We start from the raw sequence: 24445 nt of genomic DNA, 5'->3' as shown, positions 1-24445 counted from the left end.
CGGGACTCAGACGTCGGGGCCGACCGTAGTGACCGGGACCGGGGCCTCGCGGACGACCCGCTGGGAGACGCTACCGACGACGTTCCGTTCGTACTCGTCGCCGCTGGTCCCCATGACGATCAGGTCGACGGGCTCGCTCGCGGCGTAGTCGACGATGCACTCGGCGGGGTTTCCGGTGTCGACGGCCGTCGTCGTCTCGACGCCGCGGTCGGCGGCACGGGTCGCCGCCTCGTCGACGGCTTCGCGGGCGGTCGCCTCGAGGTCGTCGCGGACCTGCTTGACGCGGTTGTCATCGAGGACGAGAAAGGCACGGTCGTCGACGACCGAGAGGACGTGGAGGGTTGCGTCACGGGTGGCCGCGACGTCGATGGCGTGGGCCGCGACGGTCGCCGCGTGGTCGCTGCCGTCCGTCGGAAGCAGGATCGTCTCGTACATTGCTGTCTAGGTGGACCACTCGCCCGAACGGAAAAAGGGGTTTCCCTCCGTCTCCGGCGACGGGAACACCGACGCGATCCGGGCGGACGTCCTAGATGCCCGGAATGCCGAGCGCGTCGGGGGTGACGAAGCCGACGGCAGCCAGCGCATAGAGGATGCCGACGGCGACGATCCAGGCGACGAAGCCGATCGCGGCCGCCGACCCCCAGCCGCCGGGGTAGCGCCAGTTGATGACGCCGACCCAGATGACCAGCATCAGCAACACGCCGAGGATGGGGGCCCAGCCGACGAAGAAGCTCGTGATCCCCCAGGCGGCCGCCCCGATGAGGGCGGTGATCGCCGCGTTCACGAAGCTCGCGTCCCTGTCAAGCACCAACCGCGCGCCAGCGAGGATACCGATCGTCCCGACCAGCAGGCTCAGGACGAAGATCAGGATCGAGTCTGCGGCAGCCATGTTAGGGTTTCCAGCTCAGTTCGATCTCGACCGTCTCGCGGTCGCCCCGCAGCATCGAGGACCGCTCGACCGTCTCGACCGAGACGTCGATGTTGTGTGGCGGATTGAGCGACACGTTCTTGTTGCCAACCCGTATCGAGACCGCCTCGCTCTCGCCCTCGAACTCCGCGGCGAGTTCCTCGAGGTAGGCCGCGAGTTCCTCTCGTGGCAGTGTTTCGTCGGCCGTCGTCCGTTGCGCCATACGGGCATATCCGGTTCCCGCCCGCAAAAGTATGGGGCTTGAACACATCGATAAGTGGCACTTACCGGGCCATGAACGCCTGTACCGCCCAGATTGAATGTACCGATATGTGAACTGTCATTAGAACAGGTTCGCTTGCTGGTAGACCGAGATCCCCTCGCCGGTGATCTCGTAGGGCTTTTTCTCCCGGGAGTGGTTCGCGTCGCGGATCTTCTGGATCTCGATCGCCATCCGCGTCTCCCGGAAGTCGTCGGGACGGACGTACTGCAGGACGAAGACGGCGTCGGTGAGATATTCGACGATCCCGTACCGCGAGGCGTAGGCGGTCTCCGCGGAGGCCTCGCTGGTTAACATGGCGGTGACGCCCGCCTCCTTCAGGCTCCGGGCGAAGTCGTAGATTTCGTTGCGGCGTTTCGCGCGGTCCTCGTACATCATCTCGAGCAGGGAGACCGAGTCCAGGACGAGCCGCGAGGCGTCGAACTCCTCGACGAGCGCGGGGAGTTCGTTGCGGATCGAGGCGAGGCTGTTTGCCATCTCGATGGGGTCGACGTCGACGACGGCTAGCTGGCCGTCAGCGACGTACTCGTCGAAGCCGTACCCCTTCTCGGTCGCGCTGTTGATCACGCGTTCGCGGCTCTCCTCGAGCGTGATGAAGACCGCGCGTTCGCCCTGCTCGAGGCCGTGGGTGAGAAACTGCAGGCCGAAGGTGGTCTTCCCGGTGCCGGCGCTGCCCATTGCGACGAGCAGTGACCGCTCCGGGATGCCGCCCTGAATCATCCGGTCGAGTCCCTCGATCCCGAGGTCGAGTCGCGGGAGATCCGAGTCGACCGCCTCGTCGAAGTCGGGTTCGTCGCCGCCGAGGACGAAATCGAGGTCGTCGAACCCCTCGGGGCCGTCGGTCCCGGGGCCGACGTCGGTGTCGATGGCCGGGGCGTCAGTATCGTGGAGGGCAGAGCCGAAGTCCTCCTCGAAGAGGGACTCGTCGCCGTCCTCGGGAGTGGGGTCGCCGGTGTCGTCGTCCACGGCCGCCGGATCGTCGCCCGCGCTCGAGTCCGGGTCGCCCGCGGCATCGGCCTCGTCGTCGAGTGCGCGCTCGAACCAGTCGTCGTCCGGATCGTCCGCGTCGTCGCTCACGGGGACCACCTGTCGAGCGCGGCCCTCGGAGAAAGCGGTCGCTGGTGTCGACTGCGATCGCCGGTGGGAGACGGGAAAGCCGACGCCATACTGGACACTGCGACGGGGTCGTCGCAGGGGTTCACCTGACCGGAATCGTTCCATCCGGATTAAGCTTGTTGCCGCTGGCCGGACAAGCGTGGGTTTTTGACGTAGCGGCGGGTAGCCGCCGCCGATGGACGTCGCCGTCGGAATCGTCGCCCAGCGCGACAACGAGCGTGCACAGGACCTCGCCGCCGCCCTCGTCGACGCACTCGAGGCGGCCGGCGCGAGCGCAGTCGTCGACGAGGCCACGGGCGCGGCGATCGCGGCGACCCCCGTACCGGTCGACTCGATGGACGATCGCGATCTCGTCGTAAGCATCGGCGGCGACGGGACCCTGCTGTTCGTTGCCCGCGAGGTCAGCCCCGTGCCGATCATGGGAGTCAACCTCGGTGAGGTCGGCTTTCTCAACGCCGTCGCCCCCGAAAACGCCGTCGACGTCGTCACCGATGTCGTCGCGGACATCGCGCGGACGGGCCGCGTCGAGGGCCGGGAACTGGCGCGGCTCCGGGCGACCGGCGTCGACGAGGACTGGACGCTCGCGCCCGCGCTCAACGAGATCGTCGTCCACGGGCGGCGACGCGGCCACGGCGGCGGTGCGACGATCGAGGTCCGGGTCGACGGCCAGTCGTACGCGGAGAGTCACGCCGACGGCGTCCTCGTCGCGACCCCGACGGGCTCGACCGCCTACAACTTGAGCGAGGGCGGGCCGCTGGTCCACCCCGCGACGAACGCCGTCATCGTCACGCAGATGGCCGCGACCGAGTCGATGCCGCCGCTGGTCGTCGAACCGGACACCGAAATCAGCCTCACGGTCACCGATGCCGACACCGCCTACGCGATCAGCGACGGCCGCAACAGACAGCAACTCGAGCCGCCCGCGACGGTGACGGTCTCGCTGGCGGCCGACCCGGTCACGCTCGTCGGCCCGCAGGCCAACTTCTTCGACGGCCTCGACAAACTCGAGTGACTACTGGCCGTCGACGAGTCGCTCTACGTGTTCCGGCGGCACCGCGCCGCGGGCGACGTGGCCGTCCGAGACGAACGTCGGAACGCCGGTGACGCCCGTCTGTTGGGCCTCCGCAAACAGGTCCTCGAGTTCCGCCCGGATGCCGTCGTCGGCGACCGCGTCGCGGATCTCATCGACCGGTAGCCCGCAGTCGTCGGCGAGATCGGCCAGCACGTCGACGTCACCGATGTCACGCCCGTCCTGCCACAGTGCGGTGTAGATCGCCTCGTCGAATGCCCCCCACTGCTCGGGGTACTCCCCCTTGACGTACCACGAGGCGACCTGCGCGTCGAAGGAGTCGACGTCGGTCGCGATCTCCTGGGCCATCTCGGCGTCGTATTCCTCCTGCAGTCGGCGGACGTTCTGTCTGGCCTGCTCGTAGTACTCGTCGCCCTTGCCGTCGTCGACGTCGTGATCGATCGATCCGTCGGGGTTTCGCTTCCCGCTGCGCAGGTCGAAGGGGTGCCAGTCGACGGTCAGGGGCTCGTCGCGGCCCTCGCGGTACTGGGCGAGCGAGCGGGTCCCCAGATAACAGAACGGACAGACGTAGTCGGCGTAGATCTCGATGCGGTCGGTCGCCTCGGGAGTCGAGCCGGTGTCAGCGTCGGTCATAACACCGGTAGGGTTCTGCGAGGGAAAAGTCGCCGGTCCCCGGCAGCGTCGCCCGCGGCTCGAGCCGCGGCCGGAGAGACGGTGCGAACGGAGTCCAGCGGACGCCGCCTACGACTCCGATTCGGACGGCGATGCGTCACCGGTCTCGGTCGCGTCCGGCAGGTTCGGATCGCGGTAGGGATTGCGGCCGTAGGCCGGCAACTCGTCCTCGAGTTGCTCCTTCAGGACGCGACGGAGCCGGTTCAGGCTCGTCGTATCCAGCCCGTAGTCGGCTGCGAGCCGCTCGAACGTCTCCTCGTCAGTGATGTCGTGGGCCCGGTACTGGGCGAACAGCTCCTCCATGCGGTCGGCCGACAGCGCCTGCGCGTCGATCTCCTCGAGCCCGAAGTACTGCTTCCGGTCGACGTCGACCACGTGGCGGATCACCACCAGCGCGACCTTCTCGATGGCGCGCTGACTACCGAACTCGGTGAGATCGATCTCGTCCATGACGCCGAGTGCCAGATCGCGCTGCCACGGCGTCACCTCTAAGGCGTTACACAGCGCTTGCGTGGTCCGAAGTCGATCGAGGTGGTGGGCACGCTCGCTGTAGCCCGGCGTGGCCGCGTGCTGTTCGTCGTGGAGACGGCGCACGCTCTCGGAGAGGTCGGCGTCGGGTGACTCCGCCCGCCCGATGACCGTCGCACTCGGCGTGACGACGCCCCACTGGCGGACCGTCGAGTCGCGCTGGACGTCCGCCCGCGAGAGCGAGCCGGAGCCGGGTCGGGTCTCGAGGCGGCGCTCGCCGTCCGGATCGGCGCGGGAGCCGTCGGTCTCGGCCGCGACTGGCTCGGTAGCTGGACCGGAGTCGGCACCGTCGTCTTGCATCGTCTGTCGCTCGGAGAGGGAGCGTGAAAAAGGCTCGCTCCGTGGGATCGATCGGCTGGACGGACTGACAGGTCCGCTAACAGGTTTTCCCGGGGCGGGCGGAAACTCGAGCGGACGGTTCACTGCCGGTTCGGAGAGCAACGCCGCCGCTCGAGGGTGTTGGCGGTTCGCGAAAAGCCCTTCGTAGCTTCACCTTGTGACCAGAACCACTTAAAGAACGACGCCGGCGCGAGCTATCGGACCGCCGCGATCAGGTCGTCGACGAACCCGTCGAGTCGGGCCGGGTCGGGGCCAGCCCGCGCGTGAACGTCCGGATCGATCTCCCGCGGCGGCTGGGCGAACGGCCGACCCACGGCGTCGCCAACTCGCTCGCCGCCCTCGCCGGCTCGTTTTCGCTCGAGCAGTTCGCGAGCCCGTTCGATCCGATCGGCGTCGAAGACGGCCGGGGCCTGCTCGGAGAGGAACGACCCGAAGTCGAGCGCGGGCAGGTCGTGGTCGCCGTGGTCCCCGGTCGCCTTGAGGTACCGCGCGGCCATCGCCGCCCTGTAGATGGTCAGGTTTCGCTTCACTGTGGGCTTCGTCTGGGTTTCCCGAAAGCGTTCGTCGGCAGCCGCGACCGCCGTCGTCCCGTCGTCGGTCTCGACGACGTATTCGTCGCGCGCTTCCAGAATGGGAAACAGTTCGTCGTCGCTTCGGACCAGATGGTGCGAGATGTACTTCCGGTAGTTGCTCGTCGCGATGCCGCGCCACGCGTGATAGAGGTCGATCGGGTTGTACGTCCGCTCGATGTACTGCCAAAGCGGGGCGGGGTCGTACGCGCGACGGTATCGAATCGGACTCCGCAACAGATCGATCGCGCCGTCGTTCGAGTCCGCGAGCAACCCCGCGAACGTCCGCACGTCCCAGCCCTGATACTCGAATTCGCCGCGGTCCTCGACGATCGTCTCCGGCGGGCTCTCGAGGTGGGCGTACCGACGCAGGTCGGTCGGAACGAAGACGAACCCCACGTCGTAGTCGCTGTCGGGACTGGCCGCACCCCACGCGTGGCTGCCGCGGGCGACCGCCAACGGGACCGCGACGTTGCGGGCGCGCTCGATCGTCGTCAAGTGGTCGTCGACGGTCGTACGGACGACTGCCGAGACGGTAGTCATAGCTGTCGCTCGAGGCCGGTGAGAACGACACCGCGAGAAGACCGGGTGACGAATGCCCTTCGTAGCTTCACCTTGTGACCAGAGGCACTTAAGGGCCGACCCCCGGCCGTCGCGATAGCTCGGAGGGAGCGTTGCAACTGCCGAACGGAACACCCGGAGAACGGCCGTCGTCTTCCCGTCATATCCCTACCTTGTGACCAGAGATACTTAAAGAAACGACGGCTGTGAGTGAGAGACTGCGGAGACGAGCCCTGCGTCCCGGCGGAAACATGTCGGACAGTCAAGAAGCGTTATAACTCGTGCCGTGCTAGCTATATCGATGTCCGCGCTCCGGGCCGCACTGTTCGAGTGGGACCTGAACCGGGTGGCGAGGATCGGCTGCTCCGCGTTGGCCGTCTTTCTCGCACGACGCGTCACGGACGACGTCCTCATCGGCCTCGGTGCAATGGTGGTCTTTCTGGTCGCCCTCTCGATCCCGTGGAACATAGCGGAGCGTCTCGCAAATCGGTCACGCGACTCGTGAGTAGCGATGTCGGCGCCACCCCGTCCGACGCCGGCCGAGAACGGCGTCGTGACTGTCGAACGAAATCCCGGAGAACCACGACCTCCCGTCATAGCTCCACCTTGTGACCAGAGATACTTAAAGAGACGACGGCTCGAGCCGCCGTCGGCACCGGGGCGCAAGCGACCCCCGGTTCCGAAAGGTTGAATCGCCCGCTACCCTGAATGCGGTCAATGAGTCATCAGTTGCCGGACGTGCAGGCCACGTCACCCGACGTCACCGTCGGCCTGAGTCAGGTCGGCGTCACCGGCGTCGACAAGCTCGTCAAGATCGCCCGCGAGGGCAAACGACCGATCGTCCTCACCGCCGAGTTCGAGGTCTTCGTCGACCTTCCGGGCTGGCGCAAAGGGGCCGACATGAGCCGCAATATGGAGGTCATCGACGAGATCCTCGAGGACGCGACCCGCGAGGAGGCCTACGGCGTCGAGGAGGTCTGTGGCGAAGCCGCCGAACGGCTGCTCGAGAAACACGACTACACCTCGAAGACCGAGGTTTCGATGGAAGCCGAGTTCATGCGCCGGGAGCAGACCCCCGCGAGCGACCGCGAGACCCAACACACCGTCGACATCGTCGCTTCGGCGACGGCGACCGACGAGGGGACCCGCGAGGAGATCGGCGCGACGGTCACCGGGATGACCGTCTGTCCCTGCTCGCAGGGGATGTCCGCCGCCCGCGCGAAGGAGACCCTCGAGGACTTAGGCGTCGAGGAGGGGACGATCACGGAGTTCTTAGATGAAGTCCCGCAGCCGGGCCACTCCCAGCGAGGGCACGCGACGCTGACCGTCGAGGCCAGCGGCGACCCCGAGGTCGATCTGAACGACATCATCGACATCGCCCGGGACTCGATGAGCGCGCGGATCTACAACCTCGCGAAACGGCCCGACGAGGACCACATGACCTACGCGGCCCACGCCGACGCGAAGTTCGTCGAGGACTGCGTGCGCGCGCTGGCGGAGGGCGTCGTCGACGAGTTCGACCACCTCGACGACGACGCGGTGATCACGATGAGTCAGTCCAACGACGAGTCGATCCACCAGCACAACGCCCACGCCGAGCGGGTCGTCAAGCTGGGAACGCTGCGCGACGAGATCGAGAGTTAGAATTCGAGCGGGTCGGCCTCTTCCCACCGCGGGACGAACTCCTCGTGAACGTTCGCGGCGAACTCCGGATCCTTCAGATCGATCATGGCGAAGGCCTCGCCCGAGGACAGCGGGTTAGGGACCTGAATACAGACCTCGACGCCGTCGATGATGTTGAACGAGCCCGTAATGTCGTCGTTCGTACGGACGTCGAAGTCGTCTCGCTGCTGGAGGGTTTCCCGGTAGCGCCGCCCCACTTCCTCCGACATCGAGCCGACCATTTCCCGCGTCATCAACAGGTCGATCGAGACGCCTCGATCGAGGGCGTCCTCGAGCTGGGCGTTGATCTCCTCGCTGGCGGCCTGCATGTCCCACTGGGGCGACGGGTGAGACGAAACCATCACGATGTCACGGTCGGCGGCCGCCAACCGCTCCAGAAGCAGGTCCTTCGTCTCCTCGGGGCCGACCGCAGCGGTCCAGAACTGCTCCTCGACGGGCTCGGCGGCGTCGAGTTCGTCGGCCAGGTCGTCGACGATCGACTCGTACTGGTCGGCCTTCTCCTCGAGTTCGCGTTTCTTGTCCTCGAGCAGTCGGTCCAGCGCCGTCGAGGGCTCGACGGCGACGTACTTCTTCGGCCGGCTGGCGGTCTGGCTGCGGACGAGATTGTACTGTTCGATGCTGTTCAACACGTCGTAGATCCGCCCCATCGGGACGTCGCTCGCCCGGGACAACTCTTTGGCCGTTGTGGGGCCGGTGTTGAGTAGCGATCGGTAAGCTCGAGCTTCGTACTCGGAGAGCCCGAGATCCCTGAGACTGGCCATGTCCGAGAGCAACCCGCTGAAGAGACATAAACACTGTGGTAGTTTGGCGTTTCGACGACGTCGGCCGTGAGGGGACCGAACGTCAGTCGAGAAGCTGCTGGACCGCGTCGCTCAACTCGGCTGGAGTTTCGGCAGTGGCTGACACGGCTTCGCCCAGTTCGGCCCGCGCCGTCCCCGACTCGCGGTCGGCATCGGGGACGACCACCTTCTCGTGGTCGGCCATCCGCAGCGCCGCCCGATGGAGGTCGGAGCCGGGGTCGTCGCCGATCCGGATCACCAACGGTCCCTCGAGCAGTCGGGAGGTCGCCGTCGCGTACCCGGCGATCTGGACGCCGAAGCGCTCGCTGGCCCCTGCGAAGGCCTCGAGCGTGTTCCGTGCGTACTCGCGGTAGCGGTCCTCGCCGGACAGCGCCGCCAGATCGATCAACGCGTCCGCGAGGGCGACGTTGGCGTCCAGCGGCCGCAGCGGGCGATCACAGAGTCCGACACCCTCGGCAGGGCCGTCGAGGAACGAGTCCCCGTCGTGGAGTCGGTCGATCGTCGCGTCGGCGACCGCGGTCGCGTCCGTGAGCGCATCCGTCTCGATGGTACTCGCGACCGTCGTCAGGGCCGCCAGCGTGCGGGCCTGGTTGGTGAGCAATGGAAGCGCGTCGCCGTCCCCGTCGCGTTCGATCGCGTCCTCGCGTGCGTGCGCGACCACGCCGTCGGCGAGCAGGTCCGTCCGGAGGGTCTCGAGCGCGCGTTCGGCATATCGGCGGGCCCGCTCGTCGTCGGTGTAGGCGTAGTAGGTCAACAGGCCGTCGATCGCCAGCGCGTTCGGCCCGGCGAAGACGCCCGAATCGACCGGCGGCTCGTCGGCGGCCGCGCGATCGGTCGCGTCGAGGCTGTGGGCGTCGGCGTCGCCCGGGGCCTGACTGTTGGCGAAGGCGTCGACCTCGTCGTTCCACAGCGTCGTCGTCAGGTAGTCGATGGTGTCGGCGGCGGGGTCGCGGTACTCGTCTTTCCCGGTCAGCAGGTAGGCGTTGGCGAAGGCCCGCACCAACGCGCCGTTGGAATCGAGCAGTTTCTCGCGCTGGAGTCCCGACCAGTCCCGGTCGGTCGCGAACCGGTAGAACCCGCCGTCGTACTCGTCTAACAGGTTCGCACTGACCGCGTCGTAGGACCGCAGCGCCATCTCGCGGTCGCGTTTGAGCGCGAACTCGAGGGCGTCGGGCAGGGGGAACTTCGGGCTCTGGCCCCAGCCGCCGGCGGTCTCGTCGTAGGTGTCGGTGAGATGGCCGAGCATCCCCTGTTCGATCTCGGCGGTCAGCTCGCCGGCCGGCGGGTTGTCCTCCCGCAGCGGCCGGGGAACGCGGGCTGCGCCGTCCCCTTTCGTCTCCCACATGGTCCGGACGCTGTCTAAGACCTGACGCATCCCGTCGGGGCCGAGATAGCCCGCGCCGGTCAGGACCTCGCCGTTCGGGGCGAGAAAGACCGTCGACGGAAAGCCGCCCATGTTGTACCGGTCGCGGACCCGCGGGTACCGGTCGACGTCGACCCGGACGGGGACGAAACTGTCGTTGAGGTTGGCCGCGATCCGGGGCTCGGCGTAGGTCTCCTCGTCCATCTCGTGGCAGTGGTCACACCACGTCGCGGTCAGCGAGAGCAAGACGGGGCGGTCGGCCTCGGCGGCCTCGTCGAAGGCCGCCTGTCCCCACTCGCGCCACTCGACGCGGGTCGTATCGTCCATACCGGGGCGACGGGAGTCGCGGGCGTAAGCCCTTCGTTCGCGTATCGCAGTCGGCCCGACGCGGCTCGGTTCCGTTGCCAGGCTGAGAGTAAAAGATTTTCACCCGTCGGCGGCTAGATCGTGGTATGCTCCGGTGGATCTTCGCGCTGTTGCTCATCCCGTTTCTCGACGCCGTGTTGCTCGCGGTGATCGTCACCCAGTTCGGGTTCCTGAACTGGGTCGGGATGATACTGCTCGTCGTCCTGACCGGCCTCGTCGGGATGCTCCTCGTCCGCGCCGAAGGCCGGCGGACGATCCGGAAGATGCAGCGGTCGATGGCTCAGGGACAGCCCCCGACGAACGAACTGCTCGACGGGGGCCTGCTGATCGCCGCCGGAGCCTTTCTGCTGACCCCCGGACTGGTGACCGACCTGCTCGGGTTCCTACTGGCCGTTCCGCTGACCCGAGTCCCGATCCGAATGGCGCTCAAACGCTACGTGGTCGTCCCCTACGCGGACAAGAAGACCGGCGGGTTCGCCAGCGGCGGGGTCTGGACGTTCGGCTTCCCCGACGAGGACCCGACTCGAGACGTCGGCGACTCGAGCGACGGCGAAACCTATGATCTCGGTGAGGACGCCTACAGCGTCGACGATGAGGACGCCTACACGATCGACTTCGAGGACGAGCGGCCGGACGACGGCGACGACGAGGACGATCCCCTCGCTCGGTAGCGGTTCGCACGGGTCGGGAAGAAAGAAACGCTTAAACGTCCCACCGAGCAACTACTGAGTGCGAAGGACGGACGCGGGCCAATAGCTCAATTAGGTTGAGCGCCACTCTGATAAGGTGGAGGCTCTCGGTTCAAATCCGAGTTGGCCCATTTCTGCTGCGAACAACGCGAACGTAGTGAGCCGTGAGCAGCGGAAATACAATCAACTCGGATTTGAATTACGGAAGTCGCACGCTCACGAGCGAAGCGAGTGAGACCGTCTTCCGGTGGTTCAAATCCGAGTTGGCCCACTTCTCGCGACGAACTAATTCGTGAGTCGCGAGTACGTGCTGCCGCGAGGATTTGAAGTAGAGAAGTCGCACGCTCGCACAGCCGAGCGTAGCGAGGCGAGCAGGACCGTCTTCGCGTAGTTCAAATCCGAGTTGGCCTATTTCTACTGCGAACAACGCGAACGTAGAGAGCTGTGAGCGGCGGAACGACAATCGACCCACTTCTCGCGACGATCGACCTCGGAAGTCATGCGTACGCTACCACGAGGACCTGTGCCATAGCAGCCGCAGTTGGTGACCGGACCATCCGTCTCCGATATGACGCCGAGTCGATCTAGACGGTTGCGGGGAGCGATTCCTCGAGCCACACAGAGAGCGCGACCGGACCGCGTCTCGAGGCGACGGACGTGAGCCGGCGGAAGATCCAATTGTCGCTGAGCGACAGCTGTGGCCGCTTAAAACACAGGGCACCACTCACGCGAACGCGACAATCCGTAGTCCGAACCACGTGAGTGACATAATCATACCAGATTTAGAGATAATTACGAAAGAGTAGATAGAAGGAGGCACCGATCTCGAGGGCCCAGGAGCCGAAGAAGGTCCTATGGATGCCAAAAGCTAAATAGCGTACGCTCTGCCGGTTATAGGTTGCCGATCTCGAAACGAGTTGACTCACATCAATGAGAAACACTGGTTACGTCAAGCACTGAATACTGCCGTTTTGAGACTTTTATCAGCATCTTAGTCACGCACGAATCGCCAGAGCGATAGAGAGTCTTTAGTATATTAATTCTGGTAGTATCTATGTATAGTCGGATATAAGACATTCAAACTGTGTTCGCCGAATCGGCCGTACCGAGTCGGTGGACAGTATTAGTCCCCGTTACGACCCGGGACCAACGTGGGGCAGTACGGCGAACGGAGGCAGGTATCGATCGGTTCTCCAGAACCGATCGCCAGTGTATCTGCCCACCGTGAAACAGCGGCCAACAGCGGCGAAATCGATCGGATTCGCCGACTACGCGTACGGTACGGACGATCGAGCGGTCATCGAAAAGGGACGCCCGGCCAGCCGAGTTATACAGGCATATATCTGTAATAGTTTGAGTGACGGTCGGGCGACTGTCTCGACCGGCAACACCGGACTGGATCCGCCTGCGCGACAGGGGATATGCGTTTCCCGAGGCTGGCCGCGACTCGAGGGGAACCGAAACGGAGTGACGGCCGGTCGCCACAGTCGATGCCGATCACGGCATCAACGGCGTCAGTAGCGGTTCCCGGGAGACCAACAGGACGACGTTGTTGCTCGCGAAGAGGGCGTAGCAGCAGACGATGGCCACGACGAAGCCGACGTCGAACGGCCTCGAGAGGACGTAGCCGATCGCGATCACGGCACCGGCGTAGATGACGGCGGCGAGGACGACACCGGCGAGCCCGAAGAGATCGTGGAGGAAGACCGTCACGGGGTTGAGTTCGTAGGCGTACGGGACGGTGAAAAAGCCCACTGTCGCGACGAGGTCGACGAACCAGACGGCAAAGAAAGCGGTACGGAGGCTGGTGGTCCCGGGTCGATCCAATCCGATTCCGAACGCGTCCGCTGTGTCCACCATCGTGTTCGGATCGAAGGGGCGCCAAGCATTACGCCTTGGACTTGCTGATTCCGGCCATGTGGGCAGTTCACACCGCTCAGCCGGCGAGACTGTTCCGGGACGATCGGATCGGAGCGACCGTGAAACCGGCTTACAACTCCTCCGAAATGCGGTCGAATCTGTCGTCGTGACAGTCAGTCGGTTTCGACGGCAGGCGTCGGCGGGCGCGTAACTCGCCGTCGATGACGGCAGTCAGGAAAACGTCGTCCGGTTCCATGCCGTCGAATCGTTCGGCCGGCAACACGAGTTGGTCGACGACCGCCTCACCGTCCTCGAGCAGGAGGACGACGTGGTCACCGTCGACGATCCGATCCACGACGCCGACGTACAGATCGCTGCCGTCGATTCCATCGCCGGTCGCCGCGTCGTCGACTGGCGGCCGTCCACGAGCTGGGGAAGCATCGGGGTGAGAGTCGTCAGCCGCACTGGCAGTCGTCACTGTGGCGGCTGCCCCGATGCCGAGGGCACTGAGCGTTTGAAGGATCGTGCGTCGCGGTCGTCGGGTGTGGTCCGACATACCCCGCTTGGCCGCGGAATGTCGTATAAACTCTCGGCTGGGGGCCACCGCCTACCCGTCCGGTAGACACCGTTGGGCCCGGGATCCGTCGTCTCGGTCATCGTGCGACCGATTGCGGAGCGAGGAAAAGCGTATCGGTGCCGACGGCGGCCTTCGAACATTTCGAAAGACGTGTTTTACATAGCGGAACACTCAACCCGAGAATCGGGTCGCGTGACGGATTGTTGGTCGTTCGAGACGAAAGAATCGATCACGTTCCAGCCAGCGGAACAGGGGAACCGAACGGTAGTCGGGCAGCGAGATGGCACAATCACCCGTACGCGAGCGTGACTTTGATCTCGCCCGCCTTGTCCCGGAGCCGGGTCACCAGTTCGTCGTGAACGTAGGCGTCGGTGAACCGACTCGTCGGCCCGAAGACGGCCAGCGAGCCGAGGAATTCGTCGGCAGGGGTATAGACGGGCACAGCGATCCCGCGAAGGCCGTCCATATGTTCCTGCTCGTTCACCGCGTAGCCGCGGTCCCGAACCCGCTCGAGTTCGTCGAAGAGCGCGTCGGGATCGGTGATCGTGTTCTCCGTGTGTGCCTCGAGGCCGCTCCGCTCGGCGTAGGCCGCGACGGCGTCGTCGTCCCACTCCGCGAGAATCACTTTGCCGGAGGCCATCGAGTGCAACGGTCGACGCTGGCCGATCATCGAATTCGAGAGGCTGCCGTAGCGGTGGACGTAGACCGCGTCGTCGTCCTCTTCGACGATGAACACCGCGCGTTCGTCGGTCTCCGTGCCGAGTTCGAACACCGCTCGCTTCGCGGCCGAGTATCCCGTCTTCCGGGACCGGGCCTGTTCCCCGAGTTCGACGAACCGAAACCCGACGTAGTAGCGACCGTCGCGTTCGATCACGTACCCTAACTCCGTCAGCGTCCGAAGGTGGCGGTAGACGGTGCTTTTGGGAAGATCCGTCCGCTCGGTGAGGTCGGCGATGGTGACCCCCTCCTCGTCTTTGAGTGCCTCGAGGAGCCGGAACGTCTTCCGCGTCGTGGAAACCCCGGCCCCGTCGTCCCCATCTCGATCCATGCCCATGTGGGATACTGTTCGGACAGCGCAATTAATATTTCGGATACTGGAACGGGAGTACTGGCGAGCGGGACGGCCGTTTCCGAAGCCGAGTCGGTTCGGTCGGAGAGATCCCCGCCGGAGCAGAATCAGTGGTTGGGACGGAGGAGAGAAAACGGGAGAGAACGCGAACCAGCGACGCGGCGTTACTGGTAGGCGGGGATGCCGGTGAACTCCTCGCCGAGGACGAGCGTGTGGATGTCGTGGGTGCCCTCGTAGGTGTAGACCGTCTCGAGGTTGGACATGTGTCGCATCGGCGAGTAGTCGGTGGTGATGCCGTTGCCGCCGAGCATCTCGCGGGCGATGCGGGCCTGGTTGCGGGCCATGCGGACGTTGTTTCGCTTCGACATCGAGACGTGCTGTGGCCGCATCTCGCCGCGCTCTTTGAGTTCAGCGAGCCGGTGAGCCAGCAACTGTGCCAGCGTGATCTGGGTGCCCATCTCCGCGAGCTTGCGCTGTTGGAGCTGGAACCGACCGATCGGGCCGCCGAACTGGTCGCGATCCTTCGCGTACTGTCGGGCCTCCTCGAAACAGTCGCGGGCGGCCCCGACCGCGCCCCAGGCGATGCCGTAGCGGGCCTGCGTGAGACAGGACAGCGGCCCCTTCATCCCGGCGACGCCGGGGAGGACGTTCTCCTCGGGCACGTGGACGTCGTTCAGGCCGATCTCGCCCGTGATCGAGGCCCGCAGCGAGAGCTTGTCGTCGATCTTGTTGGTCGTGACGCCGTCGCGGTCGGTCTCGACGAGGAACCCGCGAACGGGGTCGTCCTCGGCCGACTGATCACGCGCCCAGACGATAGCGACGTCGGCGATCGGCGAGTTCGTGATCCAGGTTTTGGAGCCGTTGAGGACGTAGCCGTCGCCGTCGCGCTCGGCGCGGGTCTCCATCGCCGACGGGTTCGAGCCGTGTTCGGGTTCGGTGAGGCCGAAGCAACCGATCGCCTCGCCCCGTCCCATCTCCGGCAGCCACTCCTCTTTCTGTTCCTCGCTCCCGTAAGCATGGATCGGGTACATGACCAACGCACCCTGGACCGACGCCATCGAACGCAGCCCGGAGTCACCGGCCTCGAGTTCCTGCATCAACAGGCCATAGGCCGTCTCGGAGACGTTCGGCGAGCCATAGCCCTCGAGATTGGGGGCGTAGAAGCCGAGTTCCCCCATCTTCGGGATGAGTTCCTTCGGGAACGTCCCCGCCTCGAAGTGGTCGCCGATGTCGGGCTTGACGTGTTCTTCGACGAACTCCCGGGCCGTGTCCCGGATCATCCGTTCTTCTTGATCGAGGTCTTCTTCGAGCTGAACGAAATCCAGCATACCTAGACCTACGGGAATGGCACAATAGGTATTGCGATACCGCTTGCCACGTTAGCGATCACCGAAACGACGGCGGACGGCCGCTCAGAACCGTCACTGACCGAACAGGGAGCCCGTCCGTCAGCAATACTGTCGGCTGGATGACTGCAATCCGGCGCCATCAATAAGGATCCAATTCCAACAGATAGCGGAAGGACTATAACAGGTAACTATGAAGAGATGCCCCATGGCGAAGGAACACAAGCACACGGATAGGCATTCGACTCGACGATCAGTTCTCGCAGCTGCAGGCGTCGGTGCGGCGACGGCACTGGCTGGCTGTTCCGGGAGCGGAAACAGCGACGAGCAGACCGTCCGGATGCGAACTTCGACCTCGAATACGACGGCTTACGGTGCGAACCAGGGTCTCGCGAGTGCGGTTAACGATCAGACCGACGACCTCTTCGTCGAAGCGCAAACGAGCCAGGGGACCGAAGCGAACATCGGCGCTCTCCAGAGCGAGGACGCCGAGATGGTCTACATCCAGAACTGGTCGGCCTACGACGTTCAGCAGGGCAACGACCCGTACGGCCAGCTCAACTTCGACATGGTCCAGATTTTCCACTACTACGACCTACCGTGGTTCTTCATCACCAACGACTCGGATCTCGAGACGCTGTCGGACATCGGGTCCGGTACGAACGTCTCGCCGACGCCGGAGGGGTCCGGGACCGCACCTGCCCTCGAGAAGGCGCTCGGCTACGCTACGGACGGCTACAAGCGCGCGAGCGTGAGCTACGGTAGCCAGGGCGGTGCGATGAACGAGAACCAACTCGACGTCGGAGTGGGGACGCTGATGAACTTCTCGATAACCCCGAGCTGGCTCCAGCAGATCGCGAGCGAGGTCGACATGAAGGTCCTCGACGTTGAAGACTCGACCGCGCAGTCGTGGGAGGACGACGAACGGTTGCTGTCCCAGACGGTCGACACCGGCCAGATCGAGAACGCGACGACGCCGGGCGAGGTGTCCGCTCCGACGTTCGCATACAACTTCGTCGCGCGTAACGACCTCGACTATGATACCGTCTACGACTTCCTCACGGCGATGCACGAGAAGAAGGCGGAACTCGCAGACTACCACGGTCTCCTAGGAACCTTCGAGAGCAACGACTTCTGGGTCAAGAACATGTACGACGGAGTTCCGTTCCACCCCGCCGCGGCAGACTTCTACAAGGACGAACTCGGCGTCTGGAACGAGGACTTCGAGCGAGCCGACGAGAAGTAGTATCGATGTCTCCAACGAATCGGCGTTCCGAACGAGGGGTTCCCCTGCGCGCATTCGACCTCACCACCTACGCGTTAGGGGCCAGTCTGACGCTGTTCACTCTGTTGTACGCCGTCTCGCTCGTGTTCGGATGGCCGCTAGAGGGAATCGTCGGCGAGCCGGCGTGGGTGACGCGGGTCGAACGGTACATGATCCTGTTCTTCGGGATGGGGACGGCGCTGTACTATCTCGATTACGCCGGGGATCGGTTCGGCGTGACGGGGAAGAGCGCTGACGACGGAGCCGGTGACGATGTAACGGTCGAATCGCCATCGCAATCGCCGGATTTGGACGCCAAAGCGAGACTCCGTCGCATCTATGCGGTGATCGACCCCTACGTCGCCGTCGCGTTAGCCGTGACAGCCGTTGCAGCGACGGCCTACGTCTACTTCAACTTCACCCGGCTTCAGGGAGACGCGTTCATCCTCGGATACAACACGACAGATCACATCATCGGCGGGATACTGATCGCACTCGCGATCGACGTGACTCGCCGAGCGTTCGGGACGGTCATCGCGGCCGTCGCCGTCCTCTCTGTCCTGTACGCTCACTCGATGGTCGGCACGCAGCTGTTCGGCGTGTTTCGCCACTCGGGGATGAGTTGGCAACAGATCGCCGAGAACGGCGCGGTCGGGATCAGTGGCGTCTACGACCCCACGCTCATGCGAGTCGGGTCGACGTGGGTCGCGATCTTCATCATGTTCGCCGGCCTCGCGAAGACCTACGGTCTGATGGACTTCGTCCGTGAGATCGGCGAGGAACTCGGGACGAGTCTCCGGACTGGCGTCGTCCAGATCGCCGTCATCTCGAGCATGATCATGGGTTCGATCACCGGTAGCGCGGCGGCCAACACCGCGACGACCGGCAGCTTCACCATCCCGATGATCAAGGACCAGGGCGTCGGCGACGACGTCGCCGCCTCGATCGAGGCGGTCGCCTCCGCGGGCGGGCAGATGCTGCCCCCGGTGATGGGCGTCGCGGCGTTCCTGATGGCCGACATCATTCAGGTCCCGTATCTGGACATCGTGCAGGCAGGCGTCATTCCGGCGGCGCTGTTCTACTTCAGCGTCTGTCTCGCCGTTCACTTCACGATACTCAAATTCGGCTGGATCTCGAGCGACCTGACGTCGTTCAACTGGCGGCTCCTCCTCCGGGGCTTGCACTTTACCATCCCGATGGGTGTGCTTCTGGTGACGCTCGTAGTACTCCGATACTCACCGTTCGCGGCGGGGATGTACACCATCTTCACGACCATCGGTGTGATGTACGTCCGGAACCTCGTCGTCAGATTCCTCGAAGTCGATCTCGAGGACGGAGTCGAACTCGAGACGAAAGACGTCTCGGGCTACGAAATCGCCGCAAGTGTAGCCCGGACGACCAAACAGACGCTCGACGGGTTCAAACAGGGCGGCATCGACATGGCACCGCTCGTCGGCGTCCTTGCAGCCATGGGTGTGATTATCAAGCTCCTCGAGGGGACCGGGTTGACGGCCCGCGTCGCGACGAGCATCATCGGGATGAGCGAAGTGAGCCTCCTCGGGTTCGGCGGCGGGCTGTTCGTCGTGTTGTTCCTCGCGATGATCGCGAGCATCCTGTTCGGGCTCGGGATGCCGACGCCCGCGGCGTACATCCTCGTGGCGATCCTGGTCGCGAAGCCGATCACTGATCTCGGGACGCCGGTCATCGCGACGCACATGTTCGTGTTCTACTTCGCGATGCTGTCGGCGATCACGCCGCCGGTCGCGATCTCGGTCGCGGTTGGCGCACGGATCGCGGGCGCGAGCTTCCTCCAGTCGTGTAAGCAGGCGCTCCGGCTCGGTGCGCCCGGGTTCGTCATCCCCTACGCGTTCATCGCGAACGAGAGTCTCATCTACTGGTCGAGCGAGACGCTGCTCGCGTTTCCCGTCGTGCTGGCCGGCACGGTCGGTCTGATCGTCACGACGATCGGATTCGACGGAGCGCAGAGTCTCTCCGCGATCACTCGCGCGCTCTATCTCGTCCTAGCGTTAATCGCGATGTTCGGCTCGATCGTCCACATCGCCGTCCAACTCGTCGCCGCAGCAGCGATCGTCGCCGCGTTGCTACACGCCCGATACGTCGTCGGCTACGACCTGCCGAACGACACCGGCACCGAGTCCGGCGTGGATCCGACGACGCTCGACTGATCGAGGCCCGACAGGGCACTCGAGTCGCGCTTTCTCGAAAACAACCGAAGTAAATGGAAGCGCCGAGTGACAACCCTTTTGCGACCGGGGTAACCATACACAAGGTATGACAAACCTCGTGACGGAGGTCGTCGAGACCGTCGATGCGAACCCGGAATCGCCCGCGATCGCGTACGAAGGGACCGAACTGAGCTACGAGGCGTTCTGGCAGCGAGCCGGACAGTTCGCACAGGCCCTCGAGAATCGTGGCATCGGCGAGGGCGACCGCGTCGGCATCTACCTGCCGAACCTGCCGCAGTTCGTCACGGCCTTCTACGGCACCCTGCGTGCCGGCGGGATCATCGTCCCGATGAACCCCCAGTACAAGTCCCGTGAGATCAGCCACATGCTGGGCGACAGCGGGGCGAAAGCCGTCGTGGCGCTTGCCGACCTCGTCCCCAACGTCCTCGAGGTACAGGACGATACGGACGTCGAGCAGGTCGTCAGCGTCGGAGCCGACGTCGATGGCGCGACCGAGTTCGACGACTTCCTCGCCGAGGACACCAAAGCCGTCGTCGATCGTGCGGACGACGACGTCGCGGTCCAGCCCTACACCTCCGGGACGACGGGCACGCCGAAAGGCGTCCTGCTGACCCACCACAACCTGGCCTTTACGACCCGGGCCAACGCCGTCATCCCGCCGGGCGGCTTCCAGGCCTCCGACCGACTCATCGGGACGCTCCCGCTGTTTCACATCTACGGCATGTCCGTCGTGATGAACGGCGCGATGTACAGCGGCGGCACCTACTACCCGGTGCCGGAGTGGGACGCCACCGAGGTGATGAACCAGCTCGAGGACGACGAGATCACCATCATGTTCGCCGTCCCCGCGATGTTCAACGACATGATCAACCACCCGGACGCCGAGAGCTACGAGTTCGAGTCCCTGCGCTTTGCCAACTCCGGCGGCTCGAGTCTCCCGCTGGAAGTCCTCGAACGGTTCGAGGACCTCTGGGACGTCCAGCTCAACGAGGGCTACGGTCTGACCGAAACGAGTCCGGTCACCCACGCCAACACCAACGAGAGCCGTCGGAAGGGCAGCATCGGCCAGCCCCTCGAGGGCGTCGAGGCGAAGATCGTCGACGAGGACTTCGAGGAGGTCCCCCGCGTTGCGGAGGGCCCGATCGACGAGGAGGAGGCCGCGATCCACGACATCACCGGCGAACTCGTCATCCACGGCCCCAACGTGATGAAGGAGTATTACGGCCTGCCGGAGGCCAACGAGGAGGCCTTCACTAACGAGGACGGCAAGCGCTGGTTCCACACCGGCGACATCGGCTACTGGGACGAGGACGACTTCTTCTACGTCGTCGACCGCGAGAAACACATGATCGTCACGGGCGGGTACAACGTCTACCCGCGCGAAGTCGAGGAACTCCTCTTCGAACACGAGGACATCGCCGACGCCGCCGTCGTTGGGGTACCGGACGAGCGCCGCGGCGAGACCGTGAAGGCGTTCGTCGTGACGACGCCCGACGCCGAGGCGACGCCGGAAGACATCAAGCAGTACTGCCTCGAGAACCTCGCGGAGTACAAACACCCCCGCGAGGTCGAGTTCGTGCAGGCACTGCCCCGGACCACGACCGGGAAGGTCCAGAAGTTCGAACTCCGTGGCGAAGGCGAAAACGAGCAATAGACGGCTGAACCCCGCCCCGACAGCCTGATCCCGATCGGCCCGCCGCCGGCCGTCGCCGGTTTCCATCGTGACCGACGATCCGGCAGTCGGGTTAACAACACCAACCGGGGATTGTATCCGAAGCTACTTTGTAAGACGAACCCAAGCAATCTATTATGACGTTCCAGCTGTCAGCCGAACACGAAGCGATCCGTGAGGCCGTCCGCGAGTTCGGGGAAAACGAGATGAAGCCGGTCGCGGAGGAACACGATCAGGAGGGGAAATACCCCGAGGAACTCCGCAAGAAGGCCGCCGAGTACGACTTCGTCGCGCCGAACATCCCGCTCGAGTACGACGGGGCCGGGATGGACAAGATCTCCTCGACGATCGTCACCGAGGAACTCTGGCGTGCCGACCCCGGGATCGGCTCCGCCGTCGGCTCGGCCGGCTTCGGGACGGACATGATCGTCGAGTTCGGTGACGAGTGGATGAAAGAGGAGTGGCTGCCCCAGATCGCCAACGGCGAGACCGCCTCCTGTTCGATGATCTCCGAGCCCGCCCACGGCTCGAACGTCGCCGGCATCGAGACGGTCGCCGAGAAGGACGGCGACGAGTACGTCCTCAACGGCAACAAGATGTGGATCACCAACGGGACCGTCGCCGACGTCGGCGTCTGCATGGCCAAGACCAGCCCCGGCGAGGGCCACAAGGGCATCACCGCCTTCCTCGTCGAGATGGACCGCGACGGCGTCTCGACCGACAAGATCAACAACAAGCTCGGGATCCGTGCCTCGGACCTCGCGGAAGTCGTCATCGACGACGTCCGCATCCCCGAGAAGAACGTCATCGGCGAGGTCGACAAGGGCTTCTACCAGCTGATGGAGTTCTTCGCCTCCGGCCGCACCAGCGTCGCCGCACAGGCCGTCGGTGCCGCTCAGGGCGCACTCGACGCCGCCATCGAGTACGCCAACCAGCGCGAGCAGTTCGACCAGAAGATCTCCGAGTTCCAGGCCATCCAGCACAAGATCGCCGAGATGGCCACCAAGGTCGAGGCCGCCCGCTCGCTGACCTACCGCGCCGCGACCCAGGTCGAGCAGAACAACCAGGACGTCGCCGCGCAGTACTCGAGCATGGCGAAGTACTTCGCGAGCGAGATCTCGGTCGAGGTCGCCGACGAGGGCATTCAGGTCCACGGCGGCTCGGGCTACGTCACGGACTACCCCGCCGAGCGCTACTACCGCGACGCCCGCATTACGAAGATATACGAGGGCACCAGCGAGATCCAGAAGAACATCATCGCCGACCAGATCCTCTAGACCGGCACGACGATCACGGATCCACGCCGTCTTTTTCGCGGTGGTTGCCGCCCGCCGAGAGGGCCGTCCCACGGCTCTCGAGGAGCGATCAACCGAGTTGAAACGGGTTTTCCGGCACGGAACCCGGAGAAGGACCGCAGACGGAACGGCGTCGTTACTGCTCCGGAACGCGGAACTCGACGGCCGCACCCTGCCCGTAGCCGACACACATCGTCGAGAGCCCCAGCCCGCCGCCCCGGCGCTGGAGTTCGTGAATCAGCGTGACGGGCAAGCGGGCACCCGACGCGCCGAGCGGATGGCCGATGGCGATCGCCCCGCCGTTGACGTTGAACCGATCGTCGTCGAAGCCGAGTTCGTCTCGGCAGTAGATCGTCTGGCTCGCGAAGGCCTCGTTGAGTTCCACGAGGTCGTAGTCGTCGGCCGAGCGGCCGTTGCGCTCCCAGATTCCCCGTACCGCGGGGACCGGGCCGACACCCATGATCGTCGGATCGACGCCCGCGACGTTGTGGTCCTCGATCTCGGCCATGATCTCGAGGCCCTGCTCCTCGGCGAACGCCTTGCTCGTGATGAGGACGCCGGCAGCGCCGTCGGAGACCTGCGAGGCGTTGGCGGCGGTGACGGTACCCTCCTCGCGGAACGCTGGCGGAAGGCCGGCGATCTTCTCTTTGGTCGTGCCGGGACGGAGCCCCTCGTCCTCGGTGATCGTGCCGTCTTCGGTTTCGATCGGGACGATCTCCTCGTCGAACTTCCCGTCCTCGGTCGCCTCGACCGCGCGCTGCTGGCTCCGGGCACCGTACTCGTCTTGCTGATCCCGTCCGATGTCGAACTCTTCAGCGACTTTCTCGGCGGTCTGGCCCATCGCGAGCCCGGCCGCGTCGTACTGCTCGGCGATGCCCGCGTAGGAGTCGATCCCCTTCCGGCGCTCGTTGCGAGACATGTTCTCGACGCCGCCGGCGACGATGACGTCGCGCTGGCCCGCCCGGACGGCGTCGCTGGCGCTCATGATCGCCTCCGCCGAGGAGGCACAGAGCCGGTCGATCGTCGTGCCGGGAACGCCCTCACCGAGATCGGACAGGAGAGCGATCACCCGCGCGATGTTGTTGCTCTGCTCGTTGACCTGTTTGGCACAGCCCCACCGGATGTCGTCGACGTCCTCACCGGTAAGGCCCGTCCGCTCGAGCATCTCGTCGACGAGCGGGACCGACAACTCCTCGCTGCCGGTCTCGGCGAAGACGCCACCGTGTTTCCCCTGTGGAGTTCTGACTGCCTGCACGACGACTGGCTGGCGGTCGCTCATTGGTAACTGTTCCCTCTCGCTACAGCGGTAAAGACGCACCGTTCTGTGCCGCATCAGTGGCCTGAACGGCGAACCGCTAAGTGGCAACTGGAAGTCATTGCGCACCTGCTCGCACAACCGGCAGAGAATACCGGCCATCTCCGCCCTCGAGCGACCCCGTTTGGCCATCCGATAGATACTCCGGTGACGACAGTATTGTCGATTGCCATCATCGCTGCGGTTCGCTCGCCACTCGATACGAAATATTCCCAAAGTAGTATAATATATAAAATGACATTGGTCAGTCTGAGGACAGCGACACCATTGTAGGCCCCTATTAGCGAATTGTTGACAATATCAACGAAAGATGGTCTTGGTTGCATGTTACAACACACCTCGAGACAAAGTTGATTTTCGATGTTGTATTAGCTGGTCGGTATGGGACGGATCGGCAGCTGAATTTCCACAGAACCTCCGCGAAAGAACGATCGTTCCGAGGACAGATTTCTCGTCGGTCGATGTGGCTATCACAGTGAGTTGACCGCGCCTATACGTCGTCAGTGGGAAATCGGATAAGCATCGGGCCCCATTCTTGAAGTTTTTATACAATACTGCCACCATCAATGACCACATTGAACTCTTGGTTGAAAAGTGATAGTCGAGGGGGTACAGAACTAGATAGTTCCCAACCATCGATAATGAGAGAGGTTGCTGGATACACATAAATACAAATCAGGGTGAGACCTGATTTCGGGCTGTGTCCACGCCGATCGCGGGTTCGTTCTACCATACATGGATTGCTTCCGGCGCAGTTTTGCGATGGATCGGGAGATCGTATTTACACATATATGAATGTAATAGCAGTGGTGGATCGAAGCGATGGGACAGGGAGGATGGAGTACCCATCTTCCGGTTCAGCGATTCAGGTAGGATACCGAAGACGGCCGATTTCTCCCAAGAAGCGGAAAGCGACAAATCACGACACACGGTTACC

At 64.3% G+C, this 24445-nt stretch carries 22 protein-coding genes and 1 tRNA gene; 9 read left to right on the top strand and 14 right to left on the bottom strand.

What is annotated here, in order from left to right:
• Nucleotides 1-6: 6 nt before the first annotated feature.
• The 4 genes from ACSBP4_RS02820 to ACSBP4_RS02805 form a co-directional block, all read right to left on the bottom strand.
• Complete coding sequence (locus ACSBP4_RS02820) at nt 7-435, bottom strand: universal stress protein (protein WP_435551308.1); 429 nt, start codon at nt 433-435, stop codon at nt 7-9.
• 91 nt (nt 436-526) lie between these two features.
• On the bottom strand, nt 527-889 hold the full coding sequence (locus ACSBP4_RS02815; RefSeq protein WP_435551307.1) for a hypothetical protein: 363 nt from the start codon (nt 887-889) through the stop codon (nt 527-529).
• 1 nt (nt 890) lies between these two features.
• Nucleotides 891-1130 carry an amphi-Trp domain-containing protein gene (locus ACSBP4_RS02810; protein ID WP_006182742.1) on the bottom strand — a complete coding sequence of 80 codons (240 nt, stop codon included), beginning with the start codon at nt 1128-1130 and terminating at the stop codon, nt 891-893.
• 120 nt (nt 1131-1250) lie between these two features.
• Nucleotides 1251-2273, bottom strand: a complete 1023-nt coding sequence (locus ACSBP4_RS02805) for a KaiC domain-containing protein (protein WP_435551306.1) — start codon at nt 2271-2273, stop codon at nt 1251-1253.
• A 205-nt stretch (nt 2274-2478) separates the two neighbouring features.
• Here ACSBP4_RS02805 and ACSBP4_RS02800 point away from each other — a divergent pair, with 205 nt between their 5' ends.
• On the top strand, nt 2479-3315 hold the full coding sequence (locus tag ACSBP4_RS02800; protein WP_006649888.1) for an NAD(+)/NADH kinase: 837 nt from the start codon (nt 2479-2481) through the stop codon (nt 3313-3315).
• Here ACSBP4_RS02800 and ACSBP4_RS02795 read toward each other — a convergent pair whose 3' ends face one another.
• The 3 genes from ACSBP4_RS02795 to ACSBP4_RS02785 all read right to left on the bottom strand — a co-directional run bounded on the left by ACSBP4_RS02795 (nt 3316) and on the right by ACSBP4_RS02785 (nt 5984).
• Nucleotides 3316-3966 (bottom strand): DsbA family oxidoreductase, encoded by a 651-nt coding sequence (locus tag ACSBP4_RS02795; protein WP_435551305.1) that lies wholly within the window; start codon nt 3964-3966, stop codon nt 3316-3318.
• A gap of 108 nt (nt 3967-4074) precedes the next feature.
• The gene (locus ACSBP4_RS02790) at nt 4075-4833 is read right to left on the bottom strand and encodes a DNA-directed RNA polymerase subunit epsilon (RefSeq protein WP_435551304.1); all 759 of its coding nucleotides are present in this window, start codon (nt 4831-4833) and stop codon (nt 4075-4077) included.
• Nucleotides 4834-5066: 233 nt separating this feature from the next.
• Complete coding sequence (locus tag ACSBP4_RS02785; protein ID WP_435551303.1) at nt 5067-5984, bottom strand: nucleotidyltransferase domain-containing protein; 918 nt, start codon at nt 5982-5984, stop codon at nt 5067-5069.
• A gap of 319 nt (nt 5985-6303) precedes the next feature.
• Between ACSBP4_RS02785 and ACSBP4_RS02780 the strand changes: the two genes are divergently transcribed.
• Nucleotides 6304-6507 carry a hypothetical protein gene (locus tag ACSBP4_RS02780; RefSeq protein ID WP_435551302.1) on the top strand — a complete coding sequence of 68 codons (204 nt, stop codon included), beginning with the start codon at nt 6304-6306 and terminating at the stop codon, nt 6505-6507.
• A gap of 212 nt (nt 6508-6719) precedes the next feature.
• Nucleotides 6720-7646, top strand: a complete 927-nt coding sequence (gene mptA / locus ACSBP4_RS02775; protein ID WP_435551301.1) for a GTP cyclohydrolase MptA — start codon at nt 6720-6722, stop codon at nt 7644-7646.
• On the opposite strand, the gene ACSBP4_RS02770 is transcribed toward mptA, so the two are convergent.
• The gene (locus ACSBP4_RS02770) at nt 7643-8446 is read right to left on the bottom strand and encodes a TrmB family transcriptional regulator (protein WP_435551300.1); all 804 of its coding nucleotides are present in this window, start codon (nt 8444-8446) and stop codon (nt 7643-7645) included. The two genes, mptA and ACSBP4_RS02770, sit on opposite strands and share 4 nt — an antisense overlap.
• A gap of 82 nt (nt 8447-8528) precedes the next feature.
• A complete protein-coding gene (locus tag ACSBP4_RS02765; protein WP_435551299.1) occupies nt 8529-10175 on the bottom strand; it encodes a DUF255 domain-containing protein in 1647 nt (548 codons plus the stop codon).
• Between the two features lie 125 nt (nt 10176-10300).
• On the opposite strand from ACSBP4_RS02765, the gene ACSBP4_RS02760 reads away from it, so the two are divergent.
• Nucleotides 10301-10885, top strand: coding sequence for an FxsA family protein (locus ACSBP4_RS02760; RefSeq protein ID WP_006649881.1), 585 nt, complete (start codon nt 10301-10303; stop codon nt 10883-10885).
• Nucleotides 10886-10960: 75 nt separating this feature from the next.
• Nucleotides 10961-11034: transfer RNA gene (locus tag ACSBP4_RS02755), tRNA-Ile, on the top strand.
• A 1366-nt stretch (nt 11035-12400) separates the two neighbouring features.
• Here ACSBP4_RS02755 and ACSBP4_RS02750 read toward each other — a convergent pair.
• The 4 genes from ACSBP4_RS02750 to ACSBP4_RS02735 form a co-directional block, all read right to left on the bottom strand.
• Nucleotides 12401-12763: a hypothetical protein gene (locus tag ACSBP4_RS02750; protein ID WP_006182752.1), complete on the bottom strand. Its 363-nt coding sequence runs from the start codon at nt 12761-12763 to the stop codon at nt 12401-12403.
• 130 nt (nt 12764-12893) lie between these two features.
• A complete protein-coding gene (locus ACSBP4_RS02745) occupies nt 12894-13319 on the bottom strand; it encodes a hypothetical protein (RefSeq protein WP_006649880.1) in 426 nt (141 codons plus the stop codon).
• A gap of 310 nt (nt 13320-13629) precedes the next feature.
• The gene (locus ACSBP4_RS02740) at nt 13630-14394 is read right to left on the bottom strand and encodes an IclR family transcriptional regulator (protein WP_435551298.1); all 765 of its coding nucleotides are present in this window, start codon (nt 14392-14394) and stop codon (nt 13630-13632) included.
• 179 nt (nt 14395-14573) lie between these two features.
• The gene (locus tag ACSBP4_RS02735; protein ID WP_435551297.1) at nt 14574-15737 is read right to left on the bottom strand and encodes an acyl-CoA dehydrogenase family protein; all 1164 of its coding nucleotides are present in this window, start codon (nt 15735-15737) and stop codon (nt 14574-14576) included.
• A 226-nt stretch (nt 15738-15963) separates the two neighbouring features.
• Between ACSBP4_RS02735 and ACSBP4_RS02730 the strand changes: the two genes are divergently transcribed.
• From ACSBP4_RS02730 to ACSBP4_RS02715, 4 genes are all read left to right on the top strand, one after another.
• Entirely contained in the window at nt 15964-17001 is a 1038-nt protein-coding gene (locus ACSBP4_RS02730; protein WP_049965519.1) for a TAXI family TRAP transporter solute-binding subunit, read from the top strand.
• A 5-nt stretch (nt 17002-17006) separates the two neighbouring features.
• A complete protein-coding gene (locus ACSBP4_RS02725) occupies nt 17007-19205 on the top strand; it encodes a TRAP transporter permease (protein WP_049965518.1) in 2199 nt (732 codons plus the stop codon).
• Between the two features lie 106 nt (nt 19206-19311).
• Nucleotides 19312-20880, top strand: a complete 1569-nt coding sequence (locus ACSBP4_RS02720; protein ID WP_435551296.1) for a long-chain-fatty-acid--CoA ligase — start codon at nt 19312-19314, stop codon at nt 20878-20880.
• 155 nt (nt 20881-21035) lie between these two features.
• Nucleotides 21036-22175 (top strand): acyl-CoA dehydrogenase family protein, encoded by a 1140-nt coding sequence (locus tag ACSBP4_RS02715; protein WP_006182760.1) that lies wholly within the window; start codon nt 21036-21038, stop codon nt 22173-22175.
• A gap of 154 nt (nt 22176-22329) precedes the next feature.
• On the opposite strand, the gene ACSBP4_RS02710 is transcribed toward ACSBP4_RS02715, so the two are convergent.
• Nucleotides 22330-23472: a thiolase family protein gene (locus ACSBP4_RS02710; protein WP_006649874.1), complete on the bottom strand. Its 1143-nt coding sequence runs from the start codon at nt 23470-23472 to the stop codon at nt 22330-22332.
• Nucleotides 23473-24445 lie beyond the last annotated feature (973 nt).

The sequence above is a fragment of the Natrinema sp. CGMCC1.2065 genome, assembly GCF_051225675.1.
Taxonomy (GTDB): Archaea; Halobacteriota; Halobacteria; order Halobacteriales; family Natrialbaceae; genus Natrinema; species Natrinema thermotolerans.
This window is presented reverse-complemented; position numbering and strand designations above follow the sequence as displayed.